The organism is Exiguobacterium sp. N4-1P, from assembly GCF_002214325.1.
This window is the reverse complement of sequence record NZ_CP022236.1, coordinates 1,108,398-1,133,475: the sequence shown is the minus strand read 5'-3', so window position 1 is coordinate 1,133,475 and position 25,078 is coordinate 1,108,398. Positions and strand designations below refer to the sequence as shown.

Annotated in this window: 24 protein-coding genes; 4 read left to right on the top strand and 20 right to left on the bottom strand. The window is 47.3% G+C overall.

The genetic code is table 11. From position 1 onward, the window contains the following. Positions 1-173: 173 nt before the first annotated feature. The 9 genes from A0126_RS05740 to acnA all read right to left on the bottom strand — a co-directional run bounded on the left by A0126_RS05740 (position 174) and on the right by acnA (position 10,495). Positions 174-833 carry a copper homeostasis protein CutC gene (locus tag A0126_RS05740; protein ID WP_088836795.1) on the bottom strand — a complete coding sequence of 220 codons (660 nt, stop codon included), beginning with the start codon at positions 831-833 and terminating at the stop codon, positions 174-176. A gap of 24 nt (positions 834-857) precedes the next feature. Beyond that, the gene (locus tag A0126_RS05735) at positions 858-1,622 is read right to left on the bottom strand and encodes a DeoR/GlpR family DNA-binding transcription regulator (protein WP_029333368.1); all 765 of its coding nucleotides are present in this window, start codon (positions 1,620-1,622) and stop codon (positions 858-860) included. Between the two features lie 205 nt (positions 1,623-1,827). After that, a complete protein-coding gene (plsY, locus tag A0126_RS05730) occupies positions 1,828-2,439 on the bottom strand; it encodes a glycerol-3-phosphate 1-O-acyltransferase PlsY (RefSeq protein ID WP_088836794.1) in 612 nt (203 codons plus the stop codon). A 17-nt stretch (positions 2,440-2,456) separates the two neighbouring features. After that, the gene (locus tag A0126_RS05725; RefSeq protein WP_088836793.1) at positions 2,457-3,473 is read right to left on the bottom strand and encodes a M15 family metallopeptidase; all 1,017 of its coding nucleotides are present in this window, start codon (positions 3,471-3,473) and stop codon (positions 2,457-2,459) included. A gap of 95 nt (positions 3,474-3,568) precedes the next feature. After that, positions 3,569-4,003 (bottom strand): acyl-CoA thioesterase, encoded by a 435-nt coding sequence (locus tag A0126_RS05720; RefSeq protein WP_034801290.1) that lies wholly within the window; start codon positions 4,001-4,003, stop codon positions 3,569-3,571. A 12-nt stretch (positions 4,004-4,015) separates the two neighbouring features. Beyond that, the gene (locus A0126_RS05715) at positions 4,016-6,259 is read right to left on the bottom strand and encodes an AAA family ATPase (protein WP_088836792.1); all 2,244 of its coding nucleotides are present in this window, start codon (positions 6,257-6,259) and stop codon (positions 4,016-4,018) included. Positions 6,260-6,335: 76 nt separating this feature from the next. Next, positions 6,336-7,043 carry a hypothetical protein gene (locus A0126_RS05710; protein ID WP_088836791.1) on the bottom strand — a complete coding sequence of 236 codons (708 nt, stop codon included), beginning with the start codon at positions 7,041-7,043 and terminating at the stop codon, positions 6,336-6,338. Positions 7,044-7,241: 198 nt separating this feature from the next. Beyond that, positions 7,242-7,706: a DUF3939 domain-containing protein gene (locus A0126_RS05705; RefSeq protein ID WP_088836790.1), complete on the bottom strand. Its 465-nt coding sequence runs from the start codon at positions 7,704-7,706 to the stop codon at positions 7,242-7,244. A gap of 65 nt (positions 7,707-7,771) precedes the next feature. Beyond that, complete coding sequence (gene acnA / locus A0126_RS05700) at positions 7,772-10,495, bottom strand: aconitate hydratase AcnA (protein ID WP_088836789.1); 2,724 nt, start codon at positions 10,493-10,495, stop codon at positions 7,772-7,774. Between the two features lie 255 nt (positions 10,496-10,750). Here acnA and A0126_RS05695 point away from each other — a divergent pair, with 255 nt between their 5' ends. Then, positions 10,751-11,245: a hypothetical protein gene (locus A0126_RS05695; RefSeq protein ID WP_088836788.1), complete on the top strand. Its 495-nt coding sequence runs from the start codon at positions 10,751-10,753 to the stop codon at positions 11,243-11,245. A 481-nt stretch (positions 11,246-11,726) separates the two neighbouring features. Here A0126_RS05695 and A0126_RS05690 read toward each other — a convergent pair whose 3' ends face one another. From A0126_RS05690 to A0126_RS05660, 6 genes are all read right to left on the bottom strand, one after another. Next, positions 11,727-12,386, bottom strand: coding sequence for a hypothetical protein (locus A0126_RS05690; RefSeq protein ID WP_088836787.1), 660 nt, complete (start codon positions 12,384-12,386; stop codon positions 11,727-11,729). A 1,132-nt stretch (positions 12,387-13,518) separates the two neighbouring features. Next, entirely contained in the window at positions 13,519-13,710 is a 192-nt protein-coding gene (locus A0126_RS19825; protein ID WP_353048687.1) for a DUF4304 domain-containing protein, read from the bottom strand. 94 nt (positions 13,711-13,804) lie between these two features. Continuing rightward, complete coding sequence (locus A0126_RS05675) at positions 13,805-14,107, bottom strand: type II toxin-antitoxin system HicB family antitoxin (protein ID WP_088836784.1); 303 nt, start codon at positions 14,105-14,107, stop codon at positions 13,805-13,807. Between the two features lie 557 nt (positions 14,108-14,664). Beyond that, a complete protein-coding gene (locus A0126_RS05670; protein WP_088836783.1) occupies positions 14,665-15,264 on the bottom strand; it encodes a hypothetical protein in 600 nt (199 codons plus the stop codon). Then, positions 15,261-16,022 carry a hypothetical protein gene (locus A0126_RS05665; protein ID WP_088836782.1) on the bottom strand — a complete coding sequence of 254 codons (762 nt, stop codon included), beginning with the start codon at positions 16,020-16,022 and terminating at the stop codon, positions 15,261-15,263. Before A0126_RS05665 ends, A0126_RS05670 begins: the two co-directional genes overlap by 4 nt. 23 nt (positions 16,023-16,045) lie before the next feature. Further along, positions 16,046-16,543: a cysteine hydrolase family protein gene (locus A0126_RS05660; RefSeq protein WP_088836781.1), complete on the bottom strand. Its 498-nt coding sequence runs from the start codon at positions 16,541-16,543 to the stop codon at positions 16,046-16,048. 121 nt (positions 16,544-16,664) lie between these two features. On the opposite strand from A0126_RS05660, the gene A0126_RS05655 reads away from it, so the two are divergent. Both A0126_RS05655 and A0126_RS05650 read left to right on the top strand, forming a co-directional pair. Further along, complete coding sequence (locus tag A0126_RS05655; RefSeq protein WP_088836780.1) at positions 16,665-17,156, top strand: GNAT family N-acetyltransferase; 492 nt, start codon at positions 16,665-16,667, stop codon at positions 17,154-17,156. Positions 17,157-17,257: 101 nt separating this feature from the next. Continuing rightward, complete coding sequence (locus tag A0126_RS05650; protein ID WP_088836779.1) at positions 17,258-17,788, top strand: DM13 domain-containing protein; 531 nt, start codon at positions 17,258-17,260, stop codon at positions 17,786-17,788. A gap of 92 nt (positions 17,789-17,880) precedes the next feature. On the opposite strand, the gene A0126_RS05645 is transcribed toward A0126_RS05650, so the two are convergent. Further along, positions 17,881-19,071 carry an RtcB family protein gene (locus A0126_RS05645; RefSeq protein WP_088836778.1) on the bottom strand — a complete coding sequence of 397 codons (1,191 nt, stop codon included), beginning with the start codon at positions 19,069-19,071 and terminating at the stop codon, positions 17,881-17,883. Positions 19,072-19,142: 71 nt separating this feature from the next. Then, entirely contained in the window at positions 19,143-19,955 is an 813-nt protein-coding gene (locus A0126_RS05640) for a LysR family transcriptional regulator (protein WP_088836777.1), read from the bottom strand. A 106-nt stretch (positions 19,956-20,061) separates the two neighbouring features. Here A0126_RS05640 and A0126_RS05635 point away from each other — a divergent pair, with 106 nt between their 5' ends. Continuing rightward, positions 20,062-21,300 carry a purine/pyrimidine permease gene (locus A0126_RS05635; protein WP_088836776.1) on the top strand — a complete coding sequence of 413 codons (1,239 nt, stop codon included), beginning with the start codon at positions 20,062-20,064 and terminating at the stop codon, positions 21,298-21,300. A 222-nt stretch (positions 21,301-21,522) separates the two neighbouring features. On the opposite strand, the gene A0126_RS05630 is transcribed toward A0126_RS05635, so the two are convergent. From A0126_RS05630 to A0126_RS05620, 3 genes are all read right to left on the bottom strand, one after another. Next, positions 21,523-22,608, bottom strand: a complete 1,086-nt coding sequence (locus tag A0126_RS05630) for an MBL fold metallo-hydrolase (RefSeq protein WP_088836775.1) — start codon at positions 22,606-22,608, stop codon at positions 21,523-21,525. A gap of 121 nt (positions 22,609-22,729) precedes the next feature. Next, positions 22,730-23,176 (bottom strand): general stress protein, encoded by a 447-nt coding sequence (locus A0126_RS05625; RefSeq protein ID WP_239456864.1) that lies wholly within the window; start codon positions 23,174-23,176, stop codon positions 22,730-22,732. 133 nt (positions 23,177-23,309) lie between these two features. After that, the gene (locus A0126_RS05620) at positions 23,310-24,893 is read right to left on the bottom strand and encodes a peptide chain release factor 3 (protein WP_088836773.1); all 1,584 of its coding nucleotides are present in this window, start codon (positions 24,891-24,893) and stop codon (positions 23,310-23,312) included. Positions 24,894-25,078: the final 185 nt, after the last annotated feature.

Genomic DNA, 25,078 nt, shown 5'->3' with positions numbered 1-25,078 from the left:
TTCACTTTCCCATTTGATTTTAACGTAGTCCCGCTTGAAAAAATAGGGACGTGCTTCGATTTCAGAGAAAGTTGTGACAAACTACTGAAAGATGGACGGACGACAGCAACAAACAAAAGGAGAGGCACACCCTCCCATTCAGGGAAGATGCGCCTCTCGTAACCGATGTTTCTTTAAAGAAGTGATTTCAAAGCCGACACTCTTGATGCATCGACTTTTCCGTTGACGAGAACTGCTGAGCCGACGTGGAGTTCGGTCGCTTTCGTCGTTTCCAATAACTCTTTTGCTGCTTCGACGGTAATGCCGGAGCCCGGTAAAATCGTCAATTCCTCGTGGCGTTCAACAAGTTCCGCGATGACCGCTTGTCCTTCGAGCGCCGTTGCTTTGGCACCCGACGTCAAAATACGGTCGACTTCCGGGAAGTCGGCTAAGACCTCTGCTGCTTCGTGGATATCACGGCTGCTGTCGATGGCCCGGTGGAACGTCAGCGACAGCTCCCCTTTGTGTTTGATGACGCGACCAAGGAATCCTTCATCAATCCGTCCATCCGCTGTCAACGAACCGACGACGATGCCGGCAGCCCCTAATTCACGAATCAGATCGATATCGGTGATGATCGTTTCCTGATCCGCTTCTGAATAAACAAATGACTTACTATGTGGCCGGACAAGGACATGGACCGGGATTTCGACCGCTGAAAGAACTTGACGAATCAATCCGTAACTTGGTGTCAGTCCACCTTCCGATAAGGCAGATACGAGCTCGAGTCGATCTGCGCCTGCTTGTTCTGCAGCCGTCGCCTCTTCGACGGTTGCTGCGATTACTTCTAACATGTACATCCCTCCCGCATCAGTGTATCACGAGACGACGGTCCAGTTCACCCGTTCGTTAAACAACTTCATCTCCCATGATGGTGGATAGGTCGAAGGACTGAGGACGATTTTAGCCCGTCGGAACTCGGCGACTTTATACTTGCGGTTTCCCTCAAACTCGTCACATGCTAAAAAGGCATAGACGTCTTTCGTACAACCGATGACGGCTTTTTGAATCAAGGATGACTCGATGTCGTCACTAACGAAGCCTCGTTCGATTTCTGCGCCGTCAAATGCAAGGAAACAGGCATCAAACGCATAGGAATCAAGTGCTTGCAACACTTCGACACCGACCGTTTGACCATAGGTGTCGACAGTTCCGCCAAGTAAGCGGATTTCACCGCTGAACGGTCCATTCTTACGACATTGTTCCAGATGGTTTGCGATCGACAGCGAGTTCGTCACAATCGTCGCCGTTCCCGTTAAGTACGGCAATAAGTGCTCAACGGGTTCCCCTTTCCCTAAAAAGATACAGGAGTATTCACTGAGCCAGCCTTTCGCGTAACGCGCGAGACGACGCGACAATTGATCCGTCCGACGGGAAATCGGCGATTCCGGTTTCCCGCCTTGATAGATGGCTCCCCCATAAACACGTTTGAGTTGGCGGTCCCGCTCGAGTTCCTCCAGGTAGCGACGGACGGTCTCCCCTGAAACATCCAATCGATCAATTAAATCTTTCGTCATGACTTTCCCTTCTTCTTCAAGCCATTTCATGATTTGTCCTTTTCGTTCTTCTCCGAGTAACGACACACGACCTTCCCCCTTCATTAACGAGTACTAGTTCTAGTGTACCGAACGTCTGTAAAGGTCTTGTAAATCCGGTGTAAAAAAACGTGTTCTTCCTATGAATTGTTGTTGAATTCCTCATTTTTTCAGAATTAACACGTCTCTCAGACAAAAAAAGTCCACCTTTATTCACGGATGACATGAATAAAGGTGGACTAAAGTCAGACTGTTATTGCTTTTCTTTATCGAACAACGGAATCTTCGACTCGGTCCCTTGACGAATCCGACCGATGTTATCGCGGTGCTTGAAGATGACGAACAAAGCAAGCACGGTAAAGAATGTCGGAACGATCCAGTCGTGTTGTACGATGCCGATCGACACGGCAGCGACGATTCCGATGCTTGCCGCGACAATCGAGCTGAGCGACACCATTCGACTGAAACGAAGCGTCGTTAAGAACGAGACGAGCAAAATCAAGAATAAGAGTGGACTCGTCACGAGCAACATCCCACCTGATGTCGCGACAGCTTTTCCACCTTTGAACTTTGCGAAGATCGGATAAATATGTCCGATGACTGCCGCAATACCGGCAAAGAGTGGATGGAGTTCTGACGCGAGCAGAATTGGGGCGAGACTCGCGACCGCCCCCTTACCGAGATCCCCAATCAAGACGATGATCCCGGCTTTTTTACCTAAGACACGAAACGTATTCGTCGTTCCTAGGTTACCGCTCCCGTGCTGGCGGATATCTATCCCGTGTCCCCATTTTCCGACAAGTAACGCAAATGGTATCGATCCAAGCAGATAGCCGAGAATCAAAATCCCAATGATTTCAATCATGGTCAACCTCCAAAGTATTAATGACCGACCTTCATATATTCTTCGAGAGTCTGTCCATTATTTTTGATTTGTGTTGCAGGACCGACACCGACGTAACGAATATGCCATGGTTCATACGTATACCCTGTCCGCGCTTGGAACCCTTTATCATAACGAACGATGAAACCATACTTCGCCGCATTGTTCGCAATCCACTTACCTTCTTTTGTGTTGCCGAGTTCAGCTGTCAAGCCGTTTCCGACGCTCGGTGCTGAAATATCGAAGACGAGCCCTGTCTGGTGTTCACTGTGACCAGGACGTGCCGAATATTGATCGGCTGCTGCTTTCCCGTCTCGTGCGACATAGTTATTGTAGAGGACCGTCTGGCGTTGACCGGACCGGAAACCACTGACCGCATTCAATGTCACGCCGTCTGCTTTAGCGGCTGCGAACATCTTCTCAATTTGTTTTGCGGCAGGTGCGCGCATGTAACTTTGTTCGAGCACACCCGAGTAAGAGAAACTGATGTCTGGAACGACGAGATCAGACGGTTTGTAGTCGATTGGCAGACTGTATTTCTTGTTGACGACGACGAGTTCATTGAGTCCTAAATCGGCTTTCGTATCCGATTTATCGACGTCCGGTGTCTCTGATTCCGGTTCAGACTTTTTATCCGCCTCAGGATCTTGCGACGATGTTGTTTTACCATCATCCTTTTTATCCTCAGTTGCTTTATCTTCCGTCGCTTTATCGTCTGCGGCTTTTTTATCAGCAGCGGCTTTCTCTTCTGCTGCCTTCTTGTCTGCTGCCGCCTTATCTTCTGCTGCTTTTTCTTCCGCAGCCTTCTTGTCAGCAGCTGCTTTCGCGTCCGCTTCTTCTGCTTCTTTTTCTTTCGCTACTTCTGCGTCTGTCTTCTTATCTTCTTGGGCGACGTTGTCATCCGTTTTTTCTTTTGTCGCATCTTCTGTTTTAGTGGCATCTTCTGCGCCTTGATCCCCAGGATTACATCCTGCAAGGAGGAGCGCTAACGTGCTGACTGCTACGATTTTCTTCATCGTGTATTCCCCTCTTCCTTCGTGCTATTCTATGTTACCTCTAATTGACGCAATAGAAAAGCCCTCCAGCAAGAAATCCTGCTGAGGGCTTAGGCTTAGTTCGAAACGAGTCGTGCATCCTCAGCACTCATCTGTTCATAGATGGCATGCCAGTTCGGAAAGACCTTTGGTAAACGAATCGGTCGGAAATTTTCTTTTTTGACGACGACATGCGTCGTTTTTCCAGCGACGGCAAGTTGACCATCCGCATTTTTGACTTCATAGCCGTAAATCGTCCGAAGTCCGTCGTAATGGCTGATCCAGACCGAGACTGTCGCCGTATCGCCATACGTCAATGACCGTTTGTAGTCGAGATTGACGTTCGTAACCGGTGAGACGTAGCCTGCCTCTTCCATTTCCTTATAATCAAGACCGAGCGACTTAATCAGCTCCGTCCGGGCGATTTCAAGATAAACGAGATAGTTCGAGTGATAGACGATCCCCATCATGTCCGTTTCCGCATAGCGAACCGGTATTTCAATCGTGTGCATGTAGCTTCCCCCTTAAAAATCCTCTTTTTCAAGATAGGACCATTCTGAACCGCTGACACTCGCTTTGTCAATCAATCGGACGGACTGTTTCGCGATTGCCCGCTCGACAATCGTAATCGCGGCACGGGCGTTTCCGTTCGGCACGACCTGAATCTGTTCATCTAACGCCAGACGCGCTTCTTCCGTCAAGACATACCCGTAGCGTTCCGCGTAGTTGACGATGATTTCAATCAACTCGTCTTTCGCGTAGTTCGGGAAGTGGAGTTCCCTCTTAAAGCGTGACTTCAGACCGGGATTGCTTGCGAGTAATGCTTGCATCGGTTGCTCGTAACCGGCGAGAACGACGACGAGATTATCGCTATGTTTCGTCATCTCATCGACGAGCGTATCGATTGCTTCCTTGCCGAAGTCATTTGCCCCGCCGTTCAACGAATAGGCTTCATCGATGAAGAGGACACCACCGAGTGCGTCACGGATGACGTCCCGCGTCTGTTGCGCCGTCTGTCCGACATAACCGGAGACGAGGTCGGCGCGACTGACGACTTTCAAATGTCCGCGTTTCAAATATCCCGCTTGACGCAACACGTCAGCATAAAGGGCGGCGACCGTCGTTTTACCCGTTCCGCTGTTGCCGCTAAAGACGGCATGCAGTTCGACCGGTAAGACTTTAAAGCCTGCTTCCTGGCGACGCTGTTGCATCGAGAGCAGTGCCTGGATTTGTTTGAGTTCTGCCTTGAGTTCCGTCAGACCGACGAGTGACGCTAACCTTGCATCGATCGACTCGTCTTCCGGTGCCGCGAGTTCGAAATCCGCTTGTTCGAGCAGGGCAAAGTCTTCATGACTCGCACTTTCGCCGAGACTCGCACCCTTTTTGAAGATTGCATCGAGGACGATGTTACGGACGGCACGCCCGTTTCCGAAACTCGAGTCGACCCGTTCGCGCTCGAGTCGCGCAAGTAGCGTCCGCTCCGCTTGATCCGTCAGGACATAATCGTTAGACGTCGCAATCGACCGACCGATTTCAAGCAATTCCTGATCCGTATAGTCGGCGAGCAGATAATGGTTCGATTCCGGAAAACGGCTCCGGAGTCCCGGATTCGCTTTTAGGAAGTCACGCATCTCTTCCGGATAACCGGCGAGGACAACGGCGAAACGTCCCGCGTATTCCCCGCTCGTCATCGCCGCAACGAGCGTATCGATTGCCGCCTGTCCGTAATCATTCCCGCTTTGACCGGACCGTTTCAAGGCATAGGCCTCATCGATGAAGAGGACACCACCGACCGCCTCCCGGACTTTACTCATGACCTGTTCTTCTGTCTGACCGACGAATGCACCGACGAGCGACGACCGGTCCGTCTCGACGACTTCCGCCCGTTCAAGCAATCCGAGTTCATGATAGATTTTCGCCATCAGACGAGCGAGCGTCGTTTTTCCGGTACCGGGGTTACCCATGAAAATCATGTGCAGTGACGGCTGGTCACTCGACCGGTAACCGTCTTCCGTCCGTTTTTGCTGGTACTTCAAGAAACGGTACATTTGATGGACACGTAACTTGATGTCTTCGAGTCCAATCATCGCATCGAGTTCCTCGAGTGCCGAGCGTTCGACTTGTTTGATCTCAATCGGGAGCAGTGAGACGACACGGCGTAATTCTTCCGTCGCCGTCACCTTCAGCTCTGTCATCTCCCGAAAGGCTTCGCGTGAATAAAACCGTTCCTGTAAACTGTTGACAAAGTCCGTCGCCGTCTGTTCGAGTCGGGCACTCGACAAGAGGAGCGCTTTCGCCGCCTCGAACAATTCCGTCCAGCGCGTCGCATCGATCCGCCGCAGCCGTTCCGTCAATTCGACGACTTGTTCTGTTTCTTGTACGATTTGACTCGCCTGCTGAATCATATCTTTTGTCGCCGATCGTTTCGCATTGGCATTATCCGTCTCACGAATCGTCGGGAACGTGTTCGCGACGAGCAGTTGATAACTGCCTTGTAATTGTTGTTCGATCATCAATTGCTCCAAGCGTTCCGGTAAGCGACCGTGTTGTTTGATTTCTTGAATCCAGCTTTCTGCCAGCGCATCAATCCGTCCCGTCATGATGTACCGGTGTTCGACGAGTAGCGCGAGAATCCGGACGAGTGCTTCCGTCTCTTTTAACAGCCGACTACTTTGTGCGTAGCGTAAGGCGCGGACCTCCTCGACTTTTTCACCCTGTTCCCAGGCTTCAATTTGTTTGAACATCTCCTCTTTCGAGAATGCTTCCATCGCTTTAGTCCCTCCTACTTCTCGAAAAAACCGACTTTTGTCGCCACGATGTGCGACGTTCAAGTCGGTTTTTCGATTACTTCATTTTTAACCAAGCTGGATCAAATTCATCCAACGACTCGATTTTTTTCATTTTGACGGAATAGAATAACTTACCGTTATTCCGTGACTCCGCCCCTAAGACTTTCGAACGGTCGGATGCGACATAATATGTCGCTTCTTCTTGATTGTCTTCTTTATCGAAGAACGATGGATACTGTTTAATCCACTCATCCGGAACCGTGCTTGCCGGTTCTTTTTTGACGTAGACGTCTGCTGCATTGCCGGCAATATCCGCCTCGCCCTCGATTTGACCAAAGTCACCTTTATCGATGAAGTCGAGGATTTGTTCATTGAAGCCACGCGATAAGAATGGGCGCGGCGCACTGACACTTTTCGATGCTTCCGTCTCATTGACTAGCTTGCCGTCAGCGTCGTATTCCCGGAACATTTCACCGTCCCAAATCGCCGTCGTGCCTGTCGAAGGTCCTTCAATGACTTCCGTTCGGAAATGACCCTGATCGTCAAATACGACTTCGTACGTCCGAGCTTCGAGTGCATCTTCCTTCGTCGATAATTTCTTTTCGACATACTGGATGCGGGACATCGTATAGAACGGTTTGACGGGAGTCGCTTCATCCTCTTTAGAGGTCTGTGTCGTATTCAGTAAATAAAAATTATAGGCAAGGAGTATCGCCATTGCCACGATTGCTACAGCAATCCATGTACTCGTTCGTTTCGTCATGCCATGTACACCATCCTAATCAGTCTCGATTCATAGTTAATGGTATCGGTTTTACGCCTAGAATACAAAGGGTTTGTCTAAGTTCAACTGATTTCTGAGGAAATACGGCAGACTTTTGAACGATTCCGTTCATCGAACATACAAATTGACAAAAAAAGACGAAATGAATCACGTGCGCGCGATTCATCCCGTCTTCGGTTAATTTTCTTTTGGTTCACGTGCGATGATCATCGATTCGTCGACGAGGTAATACGAATGCTGTGGCAATTCGCGTAAATAGCCTGTCGCAAACAACATCGCACAATCGACTTGAAATGTCTTCGTGTACTTTTTCAATGGTAACTTGCCTTCTTTATCAAAATAGCGATCAACGGCGAGCTGGACGTGATCCATCTCATAGACGATGTCCCGGTCTTTTGCTTCCATGATTGCGAACGTCTCCCGCGACATGTAAAAGCTTTGTGTCGACCGGACACCGAGGTGGACAGCCAGGCGGTCTAAATCAATTTTCTGTGCTTCGTCGAGTAAGACCGTCCGGTTCGTCCCTTTCGGTAACGTCAACTCAAATTCGTGGGTCGCTTGTTTGACTTCATCGAGCGTAACATCACGAATCGGTAAAGGTTCTTCCTCTTTCGGCTGAAACCACTTTTTGAACCGACTCATCGGCTGGCCTCCCTCCTATAGAAAAAGGCGGGGTTCCCCCCACCTTTTCAATCAACGACAATCCCTTATTTTTGAAGACGTTCGCGAAGGACCATCGGTAAGATTCCACCGTGGCGGTAGTAATCGATGTCGACCTCCGAGTCAAAGCGGGCAATCGCTTCAAACTTCGTGACTTTTCCGTCAGCAGCTGTCGCTGTCAACTGAATGATGTCACGTGGACGGACAGATTCGTCGATTGCGATACTGATTGCTTCCTCACCTGTTAAACCAAGTGACTCAGCAGACGTACCGGCGACGTATTGAAGTGGTAGGACACCCATCATGACAAGGTTCGAACGGTGAATCCGCTCGAAACTCTCGGCGATGACGGCTTTAACGCCGAGCAAGTTCGTTCCTTTTGCTGCCCAGTCACGCGACGAGCCCATACCATAGTCTTTACCAGCGAGGATGACGAGACCTGTGCCATCTTCTTTATACTTCATCGCAGCATCGTACATCGCCATCGTTTCACCAGTTGGCCAGTACGTCGTGAATCCGCCTTCTGTTCCCGGTGCGACTTGGTTACGGATCCGGATGTTCGCGAATGTCCCGCGCATCATGATTTCGTGGTTACCACGACGTGATCCGTATGAGTTGAAGTCTTTTGGTGCAACGCCTTTATTGACGAGGTATTGACCGGCTGGTGTCGTTTTCGAGAATGATCCGGCTGGTGAAATGTGGTCTGTCGTAACAGAATCCGCAAATTTACCGAACACACGGAGATCATTCAATGCTTCAACATGTCCAGCTTCCTTCGCCAAGTTCTCGAAGAACGGCGGGTTTTGGATATATGTCGACGCTTCGTCGAAGTCATATTGATCGCCTGTCGGGACGTCGAGGTTGTTCCAACGTTCGTTTCCTGTGAAGACTGAATCATATTCAGCACGGAAGCTTTGTGGTGTGACGACTGTGTTGATGATCGTCTGAATTTCGTCACGTGACGGCCAGATGTCCGCGAAGAAAACTTCTTGTCCGTCTTTACCTGTTCCGAGTGATGCGTTCATGATATCAACATCAACTGTTCCCGCGATTGCGTATGCAACGACGAGCGGTGGTGATGCCAAGTAGTTGGCTTTGACGAGCGGGTGAACCCGACCTTCAAAGTTACGGTTACCCGAGAGGACAGATGAGACGAGCAGGTCTGAACCGAGAATTGCATCTTCGACAGCACGGTCGAGTGGACCCGAGTTCCCGATACATGTCGTACAACCGTAACCGACCGTGTTGAATCCGAGCTCATCGAGGTACGGTTGAAGTCCTGATTTCTCAAGGTAATCCGTTACGACTTTTGATCCCGGAGCAAGTGACGTCTTGACGTATTTTGGAACTGTCAAGCCGAGGTCGATTGCTTTTTTCGCAACGAGTCCGGCACCGATCATGACGTAAGGGTTTGATGTGTTCGTACAGCTTGTGATGGCTGCGATTGCTAGGTCCCCTGTACGCATTTCGACCGCTTCGTCTTCGAACTGGACGACTGCGACTTTATCTTTTTCGTCTTCAGAAAGACCGAATCCAGCATTGCCTTGCGGCGCTGTCAACGCTTTTTCGAATGACGTGTGGACGTCTGTCAAATCAATCCGGTCTTGTGGACGTTTTGGCCCAGCAAGCGCAGGAACGATTGTTGAAAGATCAAGTTCAACTGTTTTCGTGAACGTTGGATCTTCGTTTTGTGGTGTGTAGAACAAGCCGTTTGCTTTCGAGTAGTTTTCAACTTTCTCGATCAACTCTTCTTCACGACCTGTCAAGCGAAGGTACGTCAACGTTTCTGTATCGACTGGGAAGAATCCGCATGTCGCACCGTATTCTGGTGCCATGTTAGCGATCGTCGCACGGTCAGATAATGACATCAAGTGAAGTGATGGACCGAAGAACTCAACGAATTTACCGACAACGTTTTGTTGACGGAGCATTTCCGTCACGCGAAGGGCAACGTCCGTTGCTGTTGTTCCCGGGTGCATTTCACCTGTGATGCGGACACCGATGACTTCAGGAACTGGGAAGAATGACGGTTGTCCGAGCATGCCGGCTTCCGCTTCGATTCCACCGACGCCCCATCCGAGGACACCAAGACCGTTGATCATCGTCGTATGTGAGTCTGTTCCAACGAGTGTATCCGGATAGACGTCGACTGTGCCGTCTGCCGTTTCTTTTTCAAGGACGACTGATGCCAAGTACTCGAGGTTGACTTGGTGGACGATTCCTGTTGCCGGTGGAACGGCACGGTAGTTGTCGAATGCCGTCGTTGCCCAGCGTAATAATTTGTAACGTTCTTCGTTGCGTTCAAACTCTAAATCCATGTTTTCAGCGAGTGCGCCAGCGAAACCGTAGGCATCGACTTGAACCGAGTGGTCGACGACGAGGTCAACTGGAACTTCCGGGTTGATGACCGATGGATCACCACCGAGGTCCTGCATCGCTTTACGGAGTGACGCGAGATCAACGACAGTCGGAACACCTGTGAAATCTTGCAAGATGACGCGTGACGGTTTGAACGGGACGTCGATATCGTTCGAAACTTGGGCAGTTCCCCATTTCGCCAAGTTTTCGACGTGTTCTTTCGTGATTGAGCGACCATCTTGTTGACGAAGAACCGATTCAAGCAGGACACGGATTGAATATGGAAGACGTTTGACTTCCGTTAGTCCGAGTTCTTCTAATTTTTCCAGGCTGTAATAGTTGTAATTTTTACCGTTCGCTTCAAACGAACGGCGTGCACCAAACACGTCTTGCGTTGGTTGCGTTTGTTTCATGCTGATTCCCCCTTTAAGTGTTGACGACATCAAGCCCCTGATACCGCTTACTTGTACAGCTCTATCATAGTATAATATGGGTCTCGTTACAATTTGAAAGAACAAAAGACTTTTGATAAGTTTTCCTTATCGCCTAATTGAGAAGTTATATCAATCATATGCTTAGGCGGAGTTCACGTTTCTAGTTTTCGATACTTCCGTTCCGGGTACTACTAAACTGTAGAACGACATCAGAACTTTCTGGAGGCGGAAATTATGGCAGAATATAAAAATGATGCAACCCACGTCGTCACGACGATTATTTTCAACGATTTAGAAAAAGCCAAAACCGGCTTTGAGATGATCAAGGACCTCGAAGCGATTAAAGAAATCGAGATGGAGCAGATGGTTTTAGCGAAACGCGATGAGACGGACGGGTTTTCGTTCATCGATGCGATCGACTTTACGCAGCAGGATCAATCGTTCAAAGGCTCAATGATCGGGATGGCAGTCGGTGTCGTCGGTGGACCATTCGGGATGCTCGTCGGTTCTGTTGCCGGATACTTGATCGGCGCAAACCGGGACGAAAAAAACGAACGCGATTCGTTTGATTTATTTAACCGGACGCTGAACCAAATCAGTGCCGATCACTACGGTGTCATCATCATCAGTGAAGTCAATGAAGATTCAGAAGCGATCAATGCAATTGCGGCCGAACTCGAAGCGACCGTGCGCCGGACGGGTGAAACGTTTACGGATGAGACGGTGTGATTTAAAAATTTAAGGTGTTTGCTTCGCCCCCCCTTTTTCGGGGGCGTTTTTGATGTAGATAGTTGATGAACAATTGTATGTCGCTCATCCAAATGGCTTGGTCTAAAACAAAATATGAAAAGAATCTCGGATCTCCAAACGATAAGTCCGTCTTCAACAAGCGGAAAATCGAAGTCGAGTCTGTGTTTGGGTCCATCAAACAGAACTGGAATTCGGGTTGGTAGCTATCGCTCATAATCTCCGAAAACTGGTCAAAAAACCGTTTCTAATCTAATACATCAATTGAAAAAGAAAGAAAAGGGAGGCAGATAATCGGATTTAATCCAATCATCTGCCTCCCTTCGTTCAGTTTAATCAAAAGACGCACTCTCTTTTGAGTCAGTCCCCTTGTTTAAAATCTGAATTGACTGAGAGATTGGCATTTAAAATGTTATTTATTCTTCTTTAAAAACAATATAATTATTTGGCTTATATGTCTTTCTTATTGAGAAAACATGCCAGTATAAATTACGTTAGCTGGTAAAATCCCAGTAAATCTTAAATAGATACCTTTACCTTTATTTGTTTTATAAAACATCGCAGAGGAACCACCCAAAACAACTACCGCACTTGTAGCTACAGCTTTCACAATAGCCGTAGGAGCTGAGAACCAAGGCGCCCAAATAGCTACAAGTGCAGCAGTACCAGATCCACCCGCCAAAGCCTGAGCTGTAGTATTTGTTAAATTGTCATTTAAAAATACCTTATAACCCCACCAGTGAACTTCAAGAGCATTTTTACCTTTACTGCTAGCTCTTGCCGATACATTTTGATCTAAAAACTGAACATGATTATCAACTACAGCTATGCTGTCAAGTTCTTCTGTTGTAAGTTCACTTAACAAGGCATTTTTATCAGCAATCTCTGCATTAACTTTAGCAAACTCTTCTTCACCAATTTTAGTGGTTAGAATCTCAGTATTTTCAATCACAAAATTATTATCTTTAAAAACTATAAAATTATCCACTAAATCAATCGTTTTTTGATTTAGTTCATTTGTATTTGATGGTGAATCATCTGCACTTACGTAGTTTCCACCTGCAGCAAAACTACTGAAAACTAACAAGATAGACAACAAGAGGAAAAATCCTTTAAATTTCAACAAAAAAACCTCCTATTAAAATTTGGGATATGATTCTACTAATAGTAGTGTTAGAAACAATAAGTTGATAATTATTTTGTAAAACCTATTTACTTACAATTTTTTTACCATATCTGTTTTCCATAACAAAAAATACAAAAAGTGTTATAAGAACAACAAATGGAACTGTACTGTACTTCATTATCTCAAAGTATGGTAAAATTAGAGATAGAAGTATCAGAAATGTCGCTACCAATCGAATGGTAATAAGATTTTTATAATATTTCTTATTTTCCAATTTAAACCCTCCTTTTCTTGATATAACCATAACATAGCGTTTAATCTAACGAAACCGGTGTGCTATTAATCACATGATTTCTTCATCCAACACGTTATGTCATCTGCAATAATAAAAATTTTTTTCTTCTGACTACTCGTTTAGTCTTTATTAGTTCAATCGTTTAACTAGGTGATTTGAATGTCAGATGATTAAGAATATAAAAAGAGGATGGTTAGACTTAACTGCTCCTCGTCAAATAGATAGGGAAAATAACATAAATCTCTTTATCGGCTTAACTCTGTATTTTAACTGAGCTAAGCCGTTTAATCGTTGTTGATATCGTTCTTCATTGTAAACGTACTTTGGTCGTAAGCTGGGGTTCGTGAACTCCACAAATTTATGTAGATAATAATTTTCACATTTCAACGCTCGCTAAGGGGATTCAATCGGACCTTTATCAATCCCATATCTTCTAGAGAGACAACTTGCTTATCATAATCGAGTGCTTTATGAACTTCGATATGTTCATCACGAGGTGGAACGAAATCTTGGCAGACTATCGACCGAGAAAATAACGACTCCCATATCATTCATGGTGACGTGAACGATACGTCATGTACGTGATCCTATCACATCGCGATGACGGAAGTACCTTACTTGAATACTACGTTCTTCTGTTTCTTCTTTTGATCTCGCGATTTACTCTTCCATTCAGACTGTCCTAACCCTAGATGATTTAACGCCTCTCTAGCTAACTCTTCATGTTCGGATAGAGTTCGAAGATTAGCGAAGTGAAAAAAGAAATTCCCTACATGCACTCTCTCGTCAGGATGCATGTAATCGACCGTAGCTTTATCTGGAGGGATATGTTCCTCAATACGTCGTACATCCCTCCAAAGGAAAATTAGAAGTCTCGATGTAAAAAGCATCGCCAAGCTTAACGATATATAAACAAAGAAGTTCACAGTGATCTCCTTGCAAACGTCTGAAATGAGGATAGCGTCCCCTGAAACCATGCGAACGTAATACAGGGACGATTGTATTTTTAAGCGCGTCTCGTATCATCGATCTGTCGTTCACTTATTTTCTCCCCTTTTCATATTCATTGGTTCGCACCCTCTGAACTTTATCGATAGAGCCGTTCAGGAAGCACTGGCGCTCAATCCTCATCGGCATAGATACCATCGATGAGTTCCTGCTTGAAATCGCCATCCGTTCCCTTAGGTGTAACGTGTACCTCAACAGCGATCAGACTCTCCCCTTCCTCAATCTTGAGATCGGAGACGGGGCTAGGTGTATTGAACTTCGTATTGTAATCGATCATGACTTCTAACATTCCCTCGAGCACCTCTTCGGCGTGTTTCACGGTTTCCAAGAGTGTCTCGCCATCAGTGAAAACATTCTTTAGGTCTGGAAATCGAACGAGATAGCAATCATTCTCCAAATCTGGGGTGACCAGCATAGTATTTAAATGTTTGCATGGATGTACCTCCTTGATGAAATCTTATGTGCATCGTCGAGTATCATGAAATACGGACATTCGAACTGATAATAGCTATATTCCTATACAAAAACTAACATACGGACTATATAATAAGCAAAAACCAATTTTTAGGATTAAATTTCAAATAAAATACACTATTCTTTCAGGATGGCGTATTTTACAGTTTGAATACATATACAATCCATTTTTTGAAAAAAATTCTGCGGAGACGTTGATACTGCTGTTCTTGTCAGGATTCGACGTTCGTAACATCTTTGACACATCAAATAGCGATTGAATTGACAGAATAATATGCTAAATTCTAACTATCACCAGGAAGACATTGTCATACTGTGGTTCTCGAAGGAAAGGAACATGTACCATGTACCGATTCGGAGAGTAGTTACGACTTAAACGTCTAGAGCATTGATGGAGTCATGTGCAATTGTGCGTCTAGTGATGCTGAAGAATGTTTCAATATAGACAAAAAACGACAGAACTCATACATTCGTGAGTTCTCTCGTTTTAGTAAGAATTTACTTCATGTGTTCTAATTCGTTGATAATCCGCTTCACTGCAAGTTTTGTCGTTCCCAGTTCTACTCTACTTAGTTTGTTTTGTTGGACGGAAATCACTAAATTCTTGTAGCTGATAAGTATTAAATCAGATTGATTCGCGAGTTTTTGATTCAATTTGTCATAGCCCGAGCTGCTGGGATACTGGATCATATCTTCGCCTATGTAGTGGTCGGTGTAGGCAAAGTGGACCGACAACTGAGTCGTCTGTTTTTTATCTTCGAAATATAGGCTTTCTTGTGTTGAGGCACTATCACTACTTCCATCAACGGTTAACCAATTTCTTTTACCAAAGCTTAATTCCTTGTCGATGATTGTGAAATCTGAACCCCGCGTACTTGCTTTTAGCTGAAAATGATCAATCTTCAAGTGTTCGTTCATGTGTGCAAACAGCTGTTCAAACTGGTCATGATTCATGATTTGATTTTCATCTGTTTTTTGATTCGAAACAGTGACTTTTTTCTTTTCTGATTTAGACTTAGATGTCACAGCATCGTCCGTGCATCCCGCAATCAAAAAAACACTAGATAACAAAATCAAGTATTTTTTTCTCCATTTCATTTAATGTTCTCTCTCCAGGACTCCACATACGAAACGACGTACTCTTTTTTCGTCCGACTGTACTTCATCTCGAAGAAGTACAGAATATTCTCTTTCTGATTCAAGACAGAATACGAATACGTCTTGTACGCCTTTGGAAAAACAGGCTGTTTTTTACCGGATTGCTTCCCGACTTTTGAATAGTCGATATACGAGACGGCTTCGTATCTCCCGAGCCCTGTTCCAGTCAGCACGTCATCCAACTGCTTTTTCGTCATGCCTTTTTCAATTTTTTGATTGTTGTAGACACGTTTTGAATTTTCGACGGATACGTCAAACCAATGTTTTTCGACAAGCTTTAACTGCTTGCTGTGCTCTTTCGACTTAAATACGAGCAACATCCGGACGGTTTGGAACGTCACTTCATCCGTATTGTCCGATTCATTCGGCACCTTTGAATCTGGGTACAGATAAAACTCATACTTCAAATATTTTAGCTTCCCGCTTTTATCGTATGTATTGGAATCGTTCAATTCACCACTGCATAAAAGATTAACTTTCACTTCATCTTCTGAACGGTCACACAGATGTTTTTTATAGTTCTTGCCATACATGACTTCCGCAACGCTGGTCATCGACGTATTCAGTTTCAGCTTTTTAAAAGTGTCATGTTGTGTTTCTTTTTTGTTTTTCGCCACGGCTTCGTTTGACGGAAAACCTGTCAACATCAGACCTATTGAGACGGACAAAACAATCAGTACTTTAATTACATTTTTCATGTTACCCCCCTCCTTCAACAGCGTTAATCAACCGAAAGTAAATCATTGAACTGGATGATGCTGCTGCCTTTTTTCTCATAGTATTCAATCATCTCCGGAAGCTTCTTTTTGTCATAGCTGGTAATCCCGTCCGTAATCACTGTCACGTCATAATCCAGTTTACGTAAGTTAAAGCAGGTCGATTTGACACAAGCTGTCGCGTCTCCACCGGTCAGATAAAAGTCGGTGATCTCGTGCTGCTCAATAAACGCCGCGAACGCTTCGCTTGTTAAAGCATTCCCCTTGTATTTCGTGAAGATATTTTCGGAAACGATTTTTAAATCGGGTACTAACTCGGCACCACGTGTCCCGGTTTTAAACGTTCTTGTTCCCGCCGATAAACTCTCATGCCGGATGTAGACCACATGCATGTCCTGTTCAATCGCCCAATCGATTGACTGATTGATCGTACCGATGACTTCCTTATAATTTTTTGTCATGTCATTTTGAATATCAATAACGACTAACGCTTTCTTTTGCATAAGAACTCCTCCTGTGAATGAACGGATATTTTACTTTTATGATGACGACAAATTACTTCTTCCTGTTTGTGTCAGATGAAGTACACTTGACGTATGAAACAGATAAAGCGAGGTGTGCCGAGTGACAGAAAAATACTACTTTGAAGTCTTTCCTGAACTGACGAGCGAACGGCTGTTATTAAAAGAAATTCAATTAAGTGAAGCGAATCAAATGATTGAGATTACGGTCTATGATGGGCAACAGGCAAAAAACAGCCTTGACGTAGTCAACATCTTGAGTCAGATTGCTCTTGATTACTTCAACGGCGACGGAATCACGTGGGGACTGTACTTAAAGTCGACCGGCGAATTCATCGGGAACTGCTGTTTTTGCCGCGGCTACCAAAACAACATTGCTGAGATCGGCTATGTCCTGAAACCGGACTTCCGCGGCCACGGTTATATGACAGAAGCCGTCAAGACCGTTACCGAGTTTGGACTGCAGGAGATGAAAGTTTTACAGGTCTGTGCCTATACAGAACATGATAATCGTGCCTCCCAATCCGTACTTGTAAAAGCAGGCTTTCTCCGCAGCGCTGATGATGGGGAGACTTACAAATATCTAAGTAACTAGCGTCTTCGGATGAACGGATATCTTCCACATATGATAAAATTTAACCAAGACGCAGATGTCCGAACGCTGCACTGAAAAACCTCTGAAGTGGAGTGATGCACATGAAAACAATCACGAAGATTCTCCTTGGCGTCGTCATCGTCGGTATCCTGGCAATCAGTTGGTGGTTAGTCTCGCCACTTCTTTTTGATAAAGCAGTTGACGAAGGACTTCCCCCGACTTCATCTGACGTCAAAATGGAAGAACAGACACCGGATACTGAAGATGAAACGGAAACTACGACACCTGGCACGCAGGAGGAAGAGCTTACATTCTCCGGTAAATTCGTCGATGGAGAAAAAAACTACAAAACCTCAGGAACACTCAAAACGATTCAAGCAGATGACGGTCAGTATCTCCGGTTTGAAGATTTCAAGACGACGAATGGTCCAGATTTATTCGTCTATCTCATTCAACCGGGTATGGAGCCAAAAGAAGGTATCAACTTAGGGGCATTAAAAGGCAATACCGGCAATCAGAATTATGCTGTCCCCCAAGATGTCGATTTCACGAAGTACAATACCGTCGTGATTTGGTGCCGCGCCTTCAATGCCAACTTTGGTACGGCAGTAGTAAAGACTGACAACGAGTAAATATTATGTAACCGATCCCCTCACCACTGATTCATTTCCAATCAGAAGGTCGGGGGATTTGGTCTGGTTCAAAGTCGCAGACACCTGCCGGATCACTTCGCCTTAAAGTTATAGAGCGGCTTGATGACTTTGAGTAATTCGACCGTATCTTCTGTGTTCCGGATGATTTCCTCCATCGGTTTATAGACGAATGGTGACTCATCACGCGTCGATTCGACGACCGAACTCGACCAGACGTCCTGCATCGTCGCTTCAAATTCTCTCAGATCAACGGATTTAAAGGCTTTCGAACGGGACATGATCCGTCCTGCTCCGTGTGGCGCCGAATAGTTCCAGTCCGGATTACCTTTTCCTTTGACAATCAGTGAACCGTCACGCATGTTCATCGGAATGATGGCGACTTCACCCGCCTGTGCGGAAATCGCACCTTTCCGGAGAATCATCCGCTCGAGATCGATGTAGTTATGGATCGTATCGAATTGATCGGTCGCTGACCAGCCCATCGCTTCCAGGATGACCTCCGTCATCGCTTGACGGTTCAGTGCCGCGTACGTTTGAGCGATTTTCAAGTCATGCAGGTAATTGTCCATATCGGAACCGGACACGTACGCTAAATCTTTATTCGTTTCATTGAACTGACTCTTCAGCTCGACCAACGTCGATTGGATGTCCTGCTCCCGTCCCTGATCTTTCAGTGAGGCGACGACCGACGCCGTATCGACGGTGAATTGTGAGCTTTCCGCCAGCTTTTGATAATGCTCGGCAATCGTTTTCCCGAGGTTCCGGCTGCCGGAATGAATCACGAGATAGAGATTGTCCTCGTCGTCCGCGTTCAGCTCGATAAAGTGATTCCCGCCGCCTAACGTGCCGATTGATAACCGGGCCCGTGTTTCGTTAAACGGTGCCAACACCTGCTCAAACGGAATCTGTTCCGACAACCGGTGCGGCTGATTGCGAACCGACATGCCGCTCGGAACCAGTGCCTGAATCGCAGCATCCAACTTCTCATAATCGACGCCGGCTGTTCCTTCACGGTTGATTTGTGTACATAACATGCCGCAGCCAATATCGACACCGACGAGATTCGGAACCACCTTATCGTGAATCCGCATCGTCGTTCCGATGACCGAGCCTTTGCCGGCGTGACAATCGGGCATGATTCGGACATTGCCGTCGACAGCAATGTTTTCGTTCAGAATCCCCGTCACCTGTTCAATCGTCGTGTCATCGACATTGTGTGTAAAAATCTTCGCTTCGCCGTACTTTCCGCGAATCGTCTTCATTTCATCCTCCCCCTTACCTTCCTGTCTCTTGTTCAAGTATCCTATAAAATCCCTTTTTTAACAATTCGTTCTTACTCGTGGACAATCGAGACCCATTGTTGGGTCAGCGCCGATTGACCGTCCTCCGTCAACCAGACAAGAGCCGTCGTACTCGTCGCGTCCGGTAACCGTTCCCGCACCAGTCCCGTCATGTCGAGTTCGCGGAGCGTACTTTCCGGTAACAGCGTCACCGCTTGTCCACACCGGACGAGGCCAATCAAGGTCAAGACGTCGGAACACGTTTCCTGTGAGACGACCCCGAACTGTTGGCTGAGCGTCTGAAAGACACCCAGTCCTTCCTGACTCGGAATAATCATATCGGCATCCGGAAAATCAGGATGATGGATCTGATAAAACGGTTCCTCTTCCATCCACTCGATCGTGACGCCTTGCGCCTCAATTGGCAGCCGGACGAGTGCCACGTCGATCGCATGATCCTTCAAACGATCAATCAAAGCAGCAGACTCGCCCTGATGAATCTGTAACGTAATCCGCGGATGCCGTCGTTTCATTTCTCTCACCCAGCCTGTCAAGCGGCCGGCGGACAACGTATTGACGCCGATCCGTAAGATGCCGGTCCGCCCTTCCTTGATGTCACTGACTTCGATCCGCGTTTCCGCTTCATAGCGCAATAGTGAGACGGCCCGTTCATAGAGCCGCTCACCGCTCGCTGTAATCCGGATGCCGCGTCCCGCCCGTTCAATCAGCCGTACGCCAAGCAACTCTTCCATCTTCCGAATTTGTTGCGTCAAGGCAGGCTGAGCCATCCGCAGGCGTTCCGCTGCCCGCGTGACCGATTGTTCTTCGACGACTGCACAAAAATAGCGATATTGCCGTAAATCCATATTCATCATCTCTTTCATATGTTTTCAGTCATAAATATGTATGAATCATAACATCAATCATATGATACGATGCTGAAATCAGCGATTTTTAAAGGAGACGATTTTTGTGAAACGTACGACGTCCACAGTCCAGTGGATTATTTTCTTATTAGCCAATACGATTGCCTTGCCGATCGTCGTCGCGAGTCTGTTCGACCTCTCAAGTGTCGAAACGGCCGCACTTGTCCAGCGATCCTTTTTTGTCGGCGGGATTGCCTGTTTTCTTCATGGTGTGTTCGGTCACCGGTTACCGATCGTGTCCGGCCCTGCCGGTTCATGGGTCAGTATCTTTGTTGTCATCGCCGCTCTGCCGGTCGATTCAAAGACGGCCTTCACGATTGCGATGGCCGCGGTCGTCATTGCCGGTGTTGTCCTGATTTTCCTCGGGTTGACAGGATGGACCCGCTTTTTATTACCGGTCTTCACCCCGCTCGTCAGCGGCACGTTTTTGCTTTTATTATGTATTCAACTGACCGGCGTCATGCTGGGTGCCGTTCTCGCCGTCGAAGCGACACGTCTTGCCGGTGTTCTGACATTCCTGCTTGTCCTCGGACTGAGCCAGTTTGGTCCGGCACGGCTCCGTCCGTTCGCTTTGATGATCGGCATTGTCGTCGGCTGGTTGGTCAGTCGCCCGTCACTGCCGGAAGCATCCGGTGTCTTTTCCGTCCCGACCGCTTTACCGTTCGGGATGCCGCAATTTGACGGCAGTGCGTTTCTCGTCGCGATTCCGTTTGCAATTCTTTTAATCGTCAACTTGATTGCTGCGCTCAGCGCCGTCGAAGCGACGATTCAGAAACTAGGCGCCTTGCATCAAGGACTGACGATCGAAGGGATCATTCACTTGATCGCGGCGACGTTCTCGACGCTCGTTCCGGTTCCCTTGCCGATCACGAGTGGCTTTATCGCCCAGACAGGCAGTAAGGACCGCCGACCGTTTTTGATTGCCTCACTCGTCATCGCCTTGGTCGGTTTTTTCCCGAGCATCATCGGCATCATCGCGACATTGCCGCGTAGTGTCGCCAGTGCAGCGTTACTCGCGACGTTACCGCACATGTTCCTGATTGCCTGGCAGTCGGCTGAAAGCAGCATGACGACAAGCCGCCGGAAACATGCCTTTGCGATTTGTGCCGTCATCGGGATCAGCATTCTGTTGCAATCGACGGTCCTGGCAGAAATTCTGCCACTGACGTTACGTCCGTTCTTCAGTAACGGCTTATTGATCGGGACGATGCTCGTCCTCGGTTTTGAAGTCATCGAACGTTTGCGCGTGCGACGTGATGCTCAATCAGAACGGCTTGCCAGTTAACTCGTCCGAAAACACAACATCCCCGCTCTCTCGCGACAGGCGAAAGAGCGGGGATGTTTTTTGAGTCATCATCTGATGGCAGTCCATTAACCTCGGCTTCTTCCCGTGACTCCTACAGGAAAAAGCGCGTGCTTTTCGCGCTGTCAGAGACAAACGAGATCCAACTGCTCGCCTGAGGAAAGCACGGGAAAAGATGAGAGTTTCACTTAACTTAACCTAACTTCACCGCACTTCGCGCCACCATTTACGGGTCTGACTTGCAACCGTCACGCTTTCGCCGATCATCGGTGTCACGACCGGTACGTCATGTTTCGCCGCTTCCTTCAACAGCCGTTCGACCGGTTCGTACCACGGATGAAACGCCAGTGTAAACGCCGACCAATGGACAGGAATCATCACGTCCCCTTTGACGTCAAGATGTGCCGCGAGTGTCTGTTCCGGTAACATGTGCGAACTGGACCAACGGGTATCGTATTGACCGCACTCCATGATCGTCAAGTCAAACGGACCATACTGGTCACCGATCGCCTTAAAGTGTGGACCGTAGCCGCTGTCGCCGCTGAAAAAGACTTTCTTCGATCCCTCAATTACCCATGATGCCCAAAGCGTCGAAAATTGATCAAGCCCGTTACGACCGGAGTAATGCCGGGCCGGCGTCGCCGTCAGACGGAGGCCATTCGTCTCAATCGATTCGTGCCAATCGAGTTCCGTGATCCGGCTTGCGTCGACGCCCCAGCCTTTCAGGCGGCTCGCGACACCAAGCGGAACGATAAATTGTCCGACCCGGTCTTTTAATGCCAGGACCGAATGGTAATCCAAGTGGTCATAATGGTCATGCGAATAAATGACGAGATCGATTGCCGGCAAGGCATCGAGGTCGACCGGTGCCGTCGTCTGGAACCGTCCGCCTCCGAGTTTCGGGAACGGTGACGGCGCACGACCGAGCATCGGATCAAAGAAAATCGTCTGGTGATCGAGTTCGAGCAGGAATGCCGAATGCCCGAACCAGGTCACACGCGGTTCTGTCCCGTCCGTCCGCTGTTCAAACGGTTTGACCGGTAACGGTTTGACCGGTTTTAAAGACGGCAATTTCCGCCCATAATCTTTTAAGATACTTTTTGTTGTCTCCCATTCCATCTTCAGTTGAAACGGCAGTTCATTTTGAAACTTTCCATTTTTGAACTGGGCGGATCGTCTGTAATCCTGTTGATCGGCTTTAGACGGTCGGCGACCGAATAATGGATAACGCGTCATAAAGACCGTTCCGAGTAAACCGAGCCCTGTAAGTGTTGCGACTGTTTTTTTCATGTTTTCACCTCTTCAATAAGTGCTTCCAGTATAGCACTCGCCTTTTTCCTGGCGGTAGCGAAGACACTTCTCCAACAAAAAACACGGGTTACTTTTAGAAAAAGCAATCCGTGTTCGTCCCTTATTTATTTAAATCGTCTGCGTCCCATTTCGTCCGCGTACTTTTTTCGTGATTCGCATCCTGCTCCGCCTCATAGTCATTGACGCCGGGATTTTCGACTTTTCCCTCATGTCGATGTCCTTCATCATGGTCATGGTCATGATTGTGGTCGTGATCGTCCCGTTCCTTGACGAACAAGGCGATGCCGCCACGCTCGACTTCTTCGTAATGTTTTGCCGCTTCGTCGTCCGAATGACCGACGCGTTTCAGCGTCTCGCGTAACGGTGGTTCCTTGCTGAACTTCGCTTTCATTTCATCGACCCAAGACGCACCCGATGTCTCTTCGGCCGCTTCATCCCGTCCGACAACTGAAAAATCAGAGTCCTTATGTCCGTGTTCTTTTAAAGCATGCATCTTTTGCTCCAAGCTGGATTGATCATGAAAAACGCCTACGAATTTTTTCGCCATCGTTACCACCATCCCTCTCACAAAATGTATGAATCGGACTACTTCCCTTTTTTACCCATGTTCTTCTGAAGCAAAACAGTGCAGTAAAAAAAGAACTCCTCCGCTGACGCGGAAAAGCTCTCTCAAGATTCGATTAATCGTTCAGCTGTTGCGGCGAATCGACTAATGTAATCGTACCTTCATTTTTTTGGACGAAGCGTTCGTAGACGAAATCATTCGCAAAGAGGAGAACCGGGTTTTCCCAACGGTCATAAACGAGGACCGTCCGTGAATCCGTCAATTTCTTCACTTCATTGATTTCTGTCACCTTGACCCACTTCGCGACCTGGAAGTTCGCCGCATCTTTTAAGATATCGACGCCATACTCGCCTTTAAGGCGGTGTTCGAAAACTTCGAACTGCAGTTGACCGATCGCACCGAGGATGACCTCGTTGTATTCCGTCTTATAGACTTGAATTGCCCCTTCTTGTGCCAATTGTTCAATCCCTTTTTGGAACTGTTTTGACTTCAGGGCATTTTTCGTAAAGACCTTCAAGAATAATTCCGGTGCGAATGTCGGCAAGGCTTCGTATTGGAGTGACGGATCACCATTCGTGATTGTATCGCCAATTTGATAGTTGCCCGAATCATAGAGACCGATGACGTCTCCAGCAAAGGCTTCGTTGACCGTTTCCCGCTCATCTGCCATGAACTGCGTCGATTGCGACAATTTCATTTTCTTACCTGTCCGCGTCAGGACGACATCCATCCCACGGTCGAATTTGCCGGTACAGATGCGGATGAACGCAATCCGGTCCCGGTGATTCGGGTTCATGTTCGCCTGGATTTTAAAGACGAATCCGCTGAAGAATTCTTGTGCCGGCTCGATCTTCCCTTTGTTCGATTCCCGTGGTGTCGGTGACGGGGACAAGTTGAGATAGTGCTCGAGCAGTGGTGTGACACCAAAGTCGACGAGTGCTGAACCGAAGAAGACCGGTGTCAGCTCACCTTTTGCAATCAATTCCTCGTCATAGGCATTGCCGGCACCGTCGAGTAAATCAACTTCGTCGACGAGCGTGTCGTACATTTCATTGTTGATTGAGTTAGCGAGTTCGTCGTTTGCGAGCCCCTCTTCCCCAAGCTCAATCGTCTTCCGGTCTTGTTTGAAGCAGTGGAACTTCTCGTTGACCCGGTCATAGACCCCTTCGAACTGTTGTCCTGAACCTGCCGGCCACGTGACGGCAACCGACGGGATCCCGAGGACTTCTTCCAGCTCTTCCATCAGTTCGAGTGGATCGCGTGCTTGACGGTCCATCTTGTTGATGAATGTAAAGATCGGAATACCGCGCATCCGACAGACTTGAAAAAGTTTTTTCGTTTGTGACTCGATCCCTTTCGCCGCATCGATGACCATGATTGCCGAGTCGACGGCCGTCAAAATCCGGTACGTATCTTCACCGAAGTCTGAGTGACCCGGTGTATCCATGATGGAAACGATTTTTTTATCGTATTCGAATTGCATGACCGATGAGGTGACCGAGATTCCACGTTGTTTCTCGATTTCCATCCAGTCGGATTTAGCAAATTTTGAATTTTTCCGGGCTTTGACCGATCCCGCTTCCCGGATTGCCCCTCCGTGGAGTAAGAATTTTTCTGTTAATGTCGTTTTCCCGGCATCCGGGTGGGAGATGATACCGAAAATCCGGCGTTTCTCGACTTCAGTTTGTAATTTTGTCATGTATAATAAGTCCCTTCACGATAAATTCAATACTTGTAACCAGCTCATTTTTCGCAACTAATCTATCATACCGAATTTTCAGCTATTCGTCTATTTCACACGATTGACTCAATTTTCAGATTTTTAGTTGACAACTCGTCCTGATGTTCTATAAGATGACGAGGAAGTTAACTAACTAGAAGGAG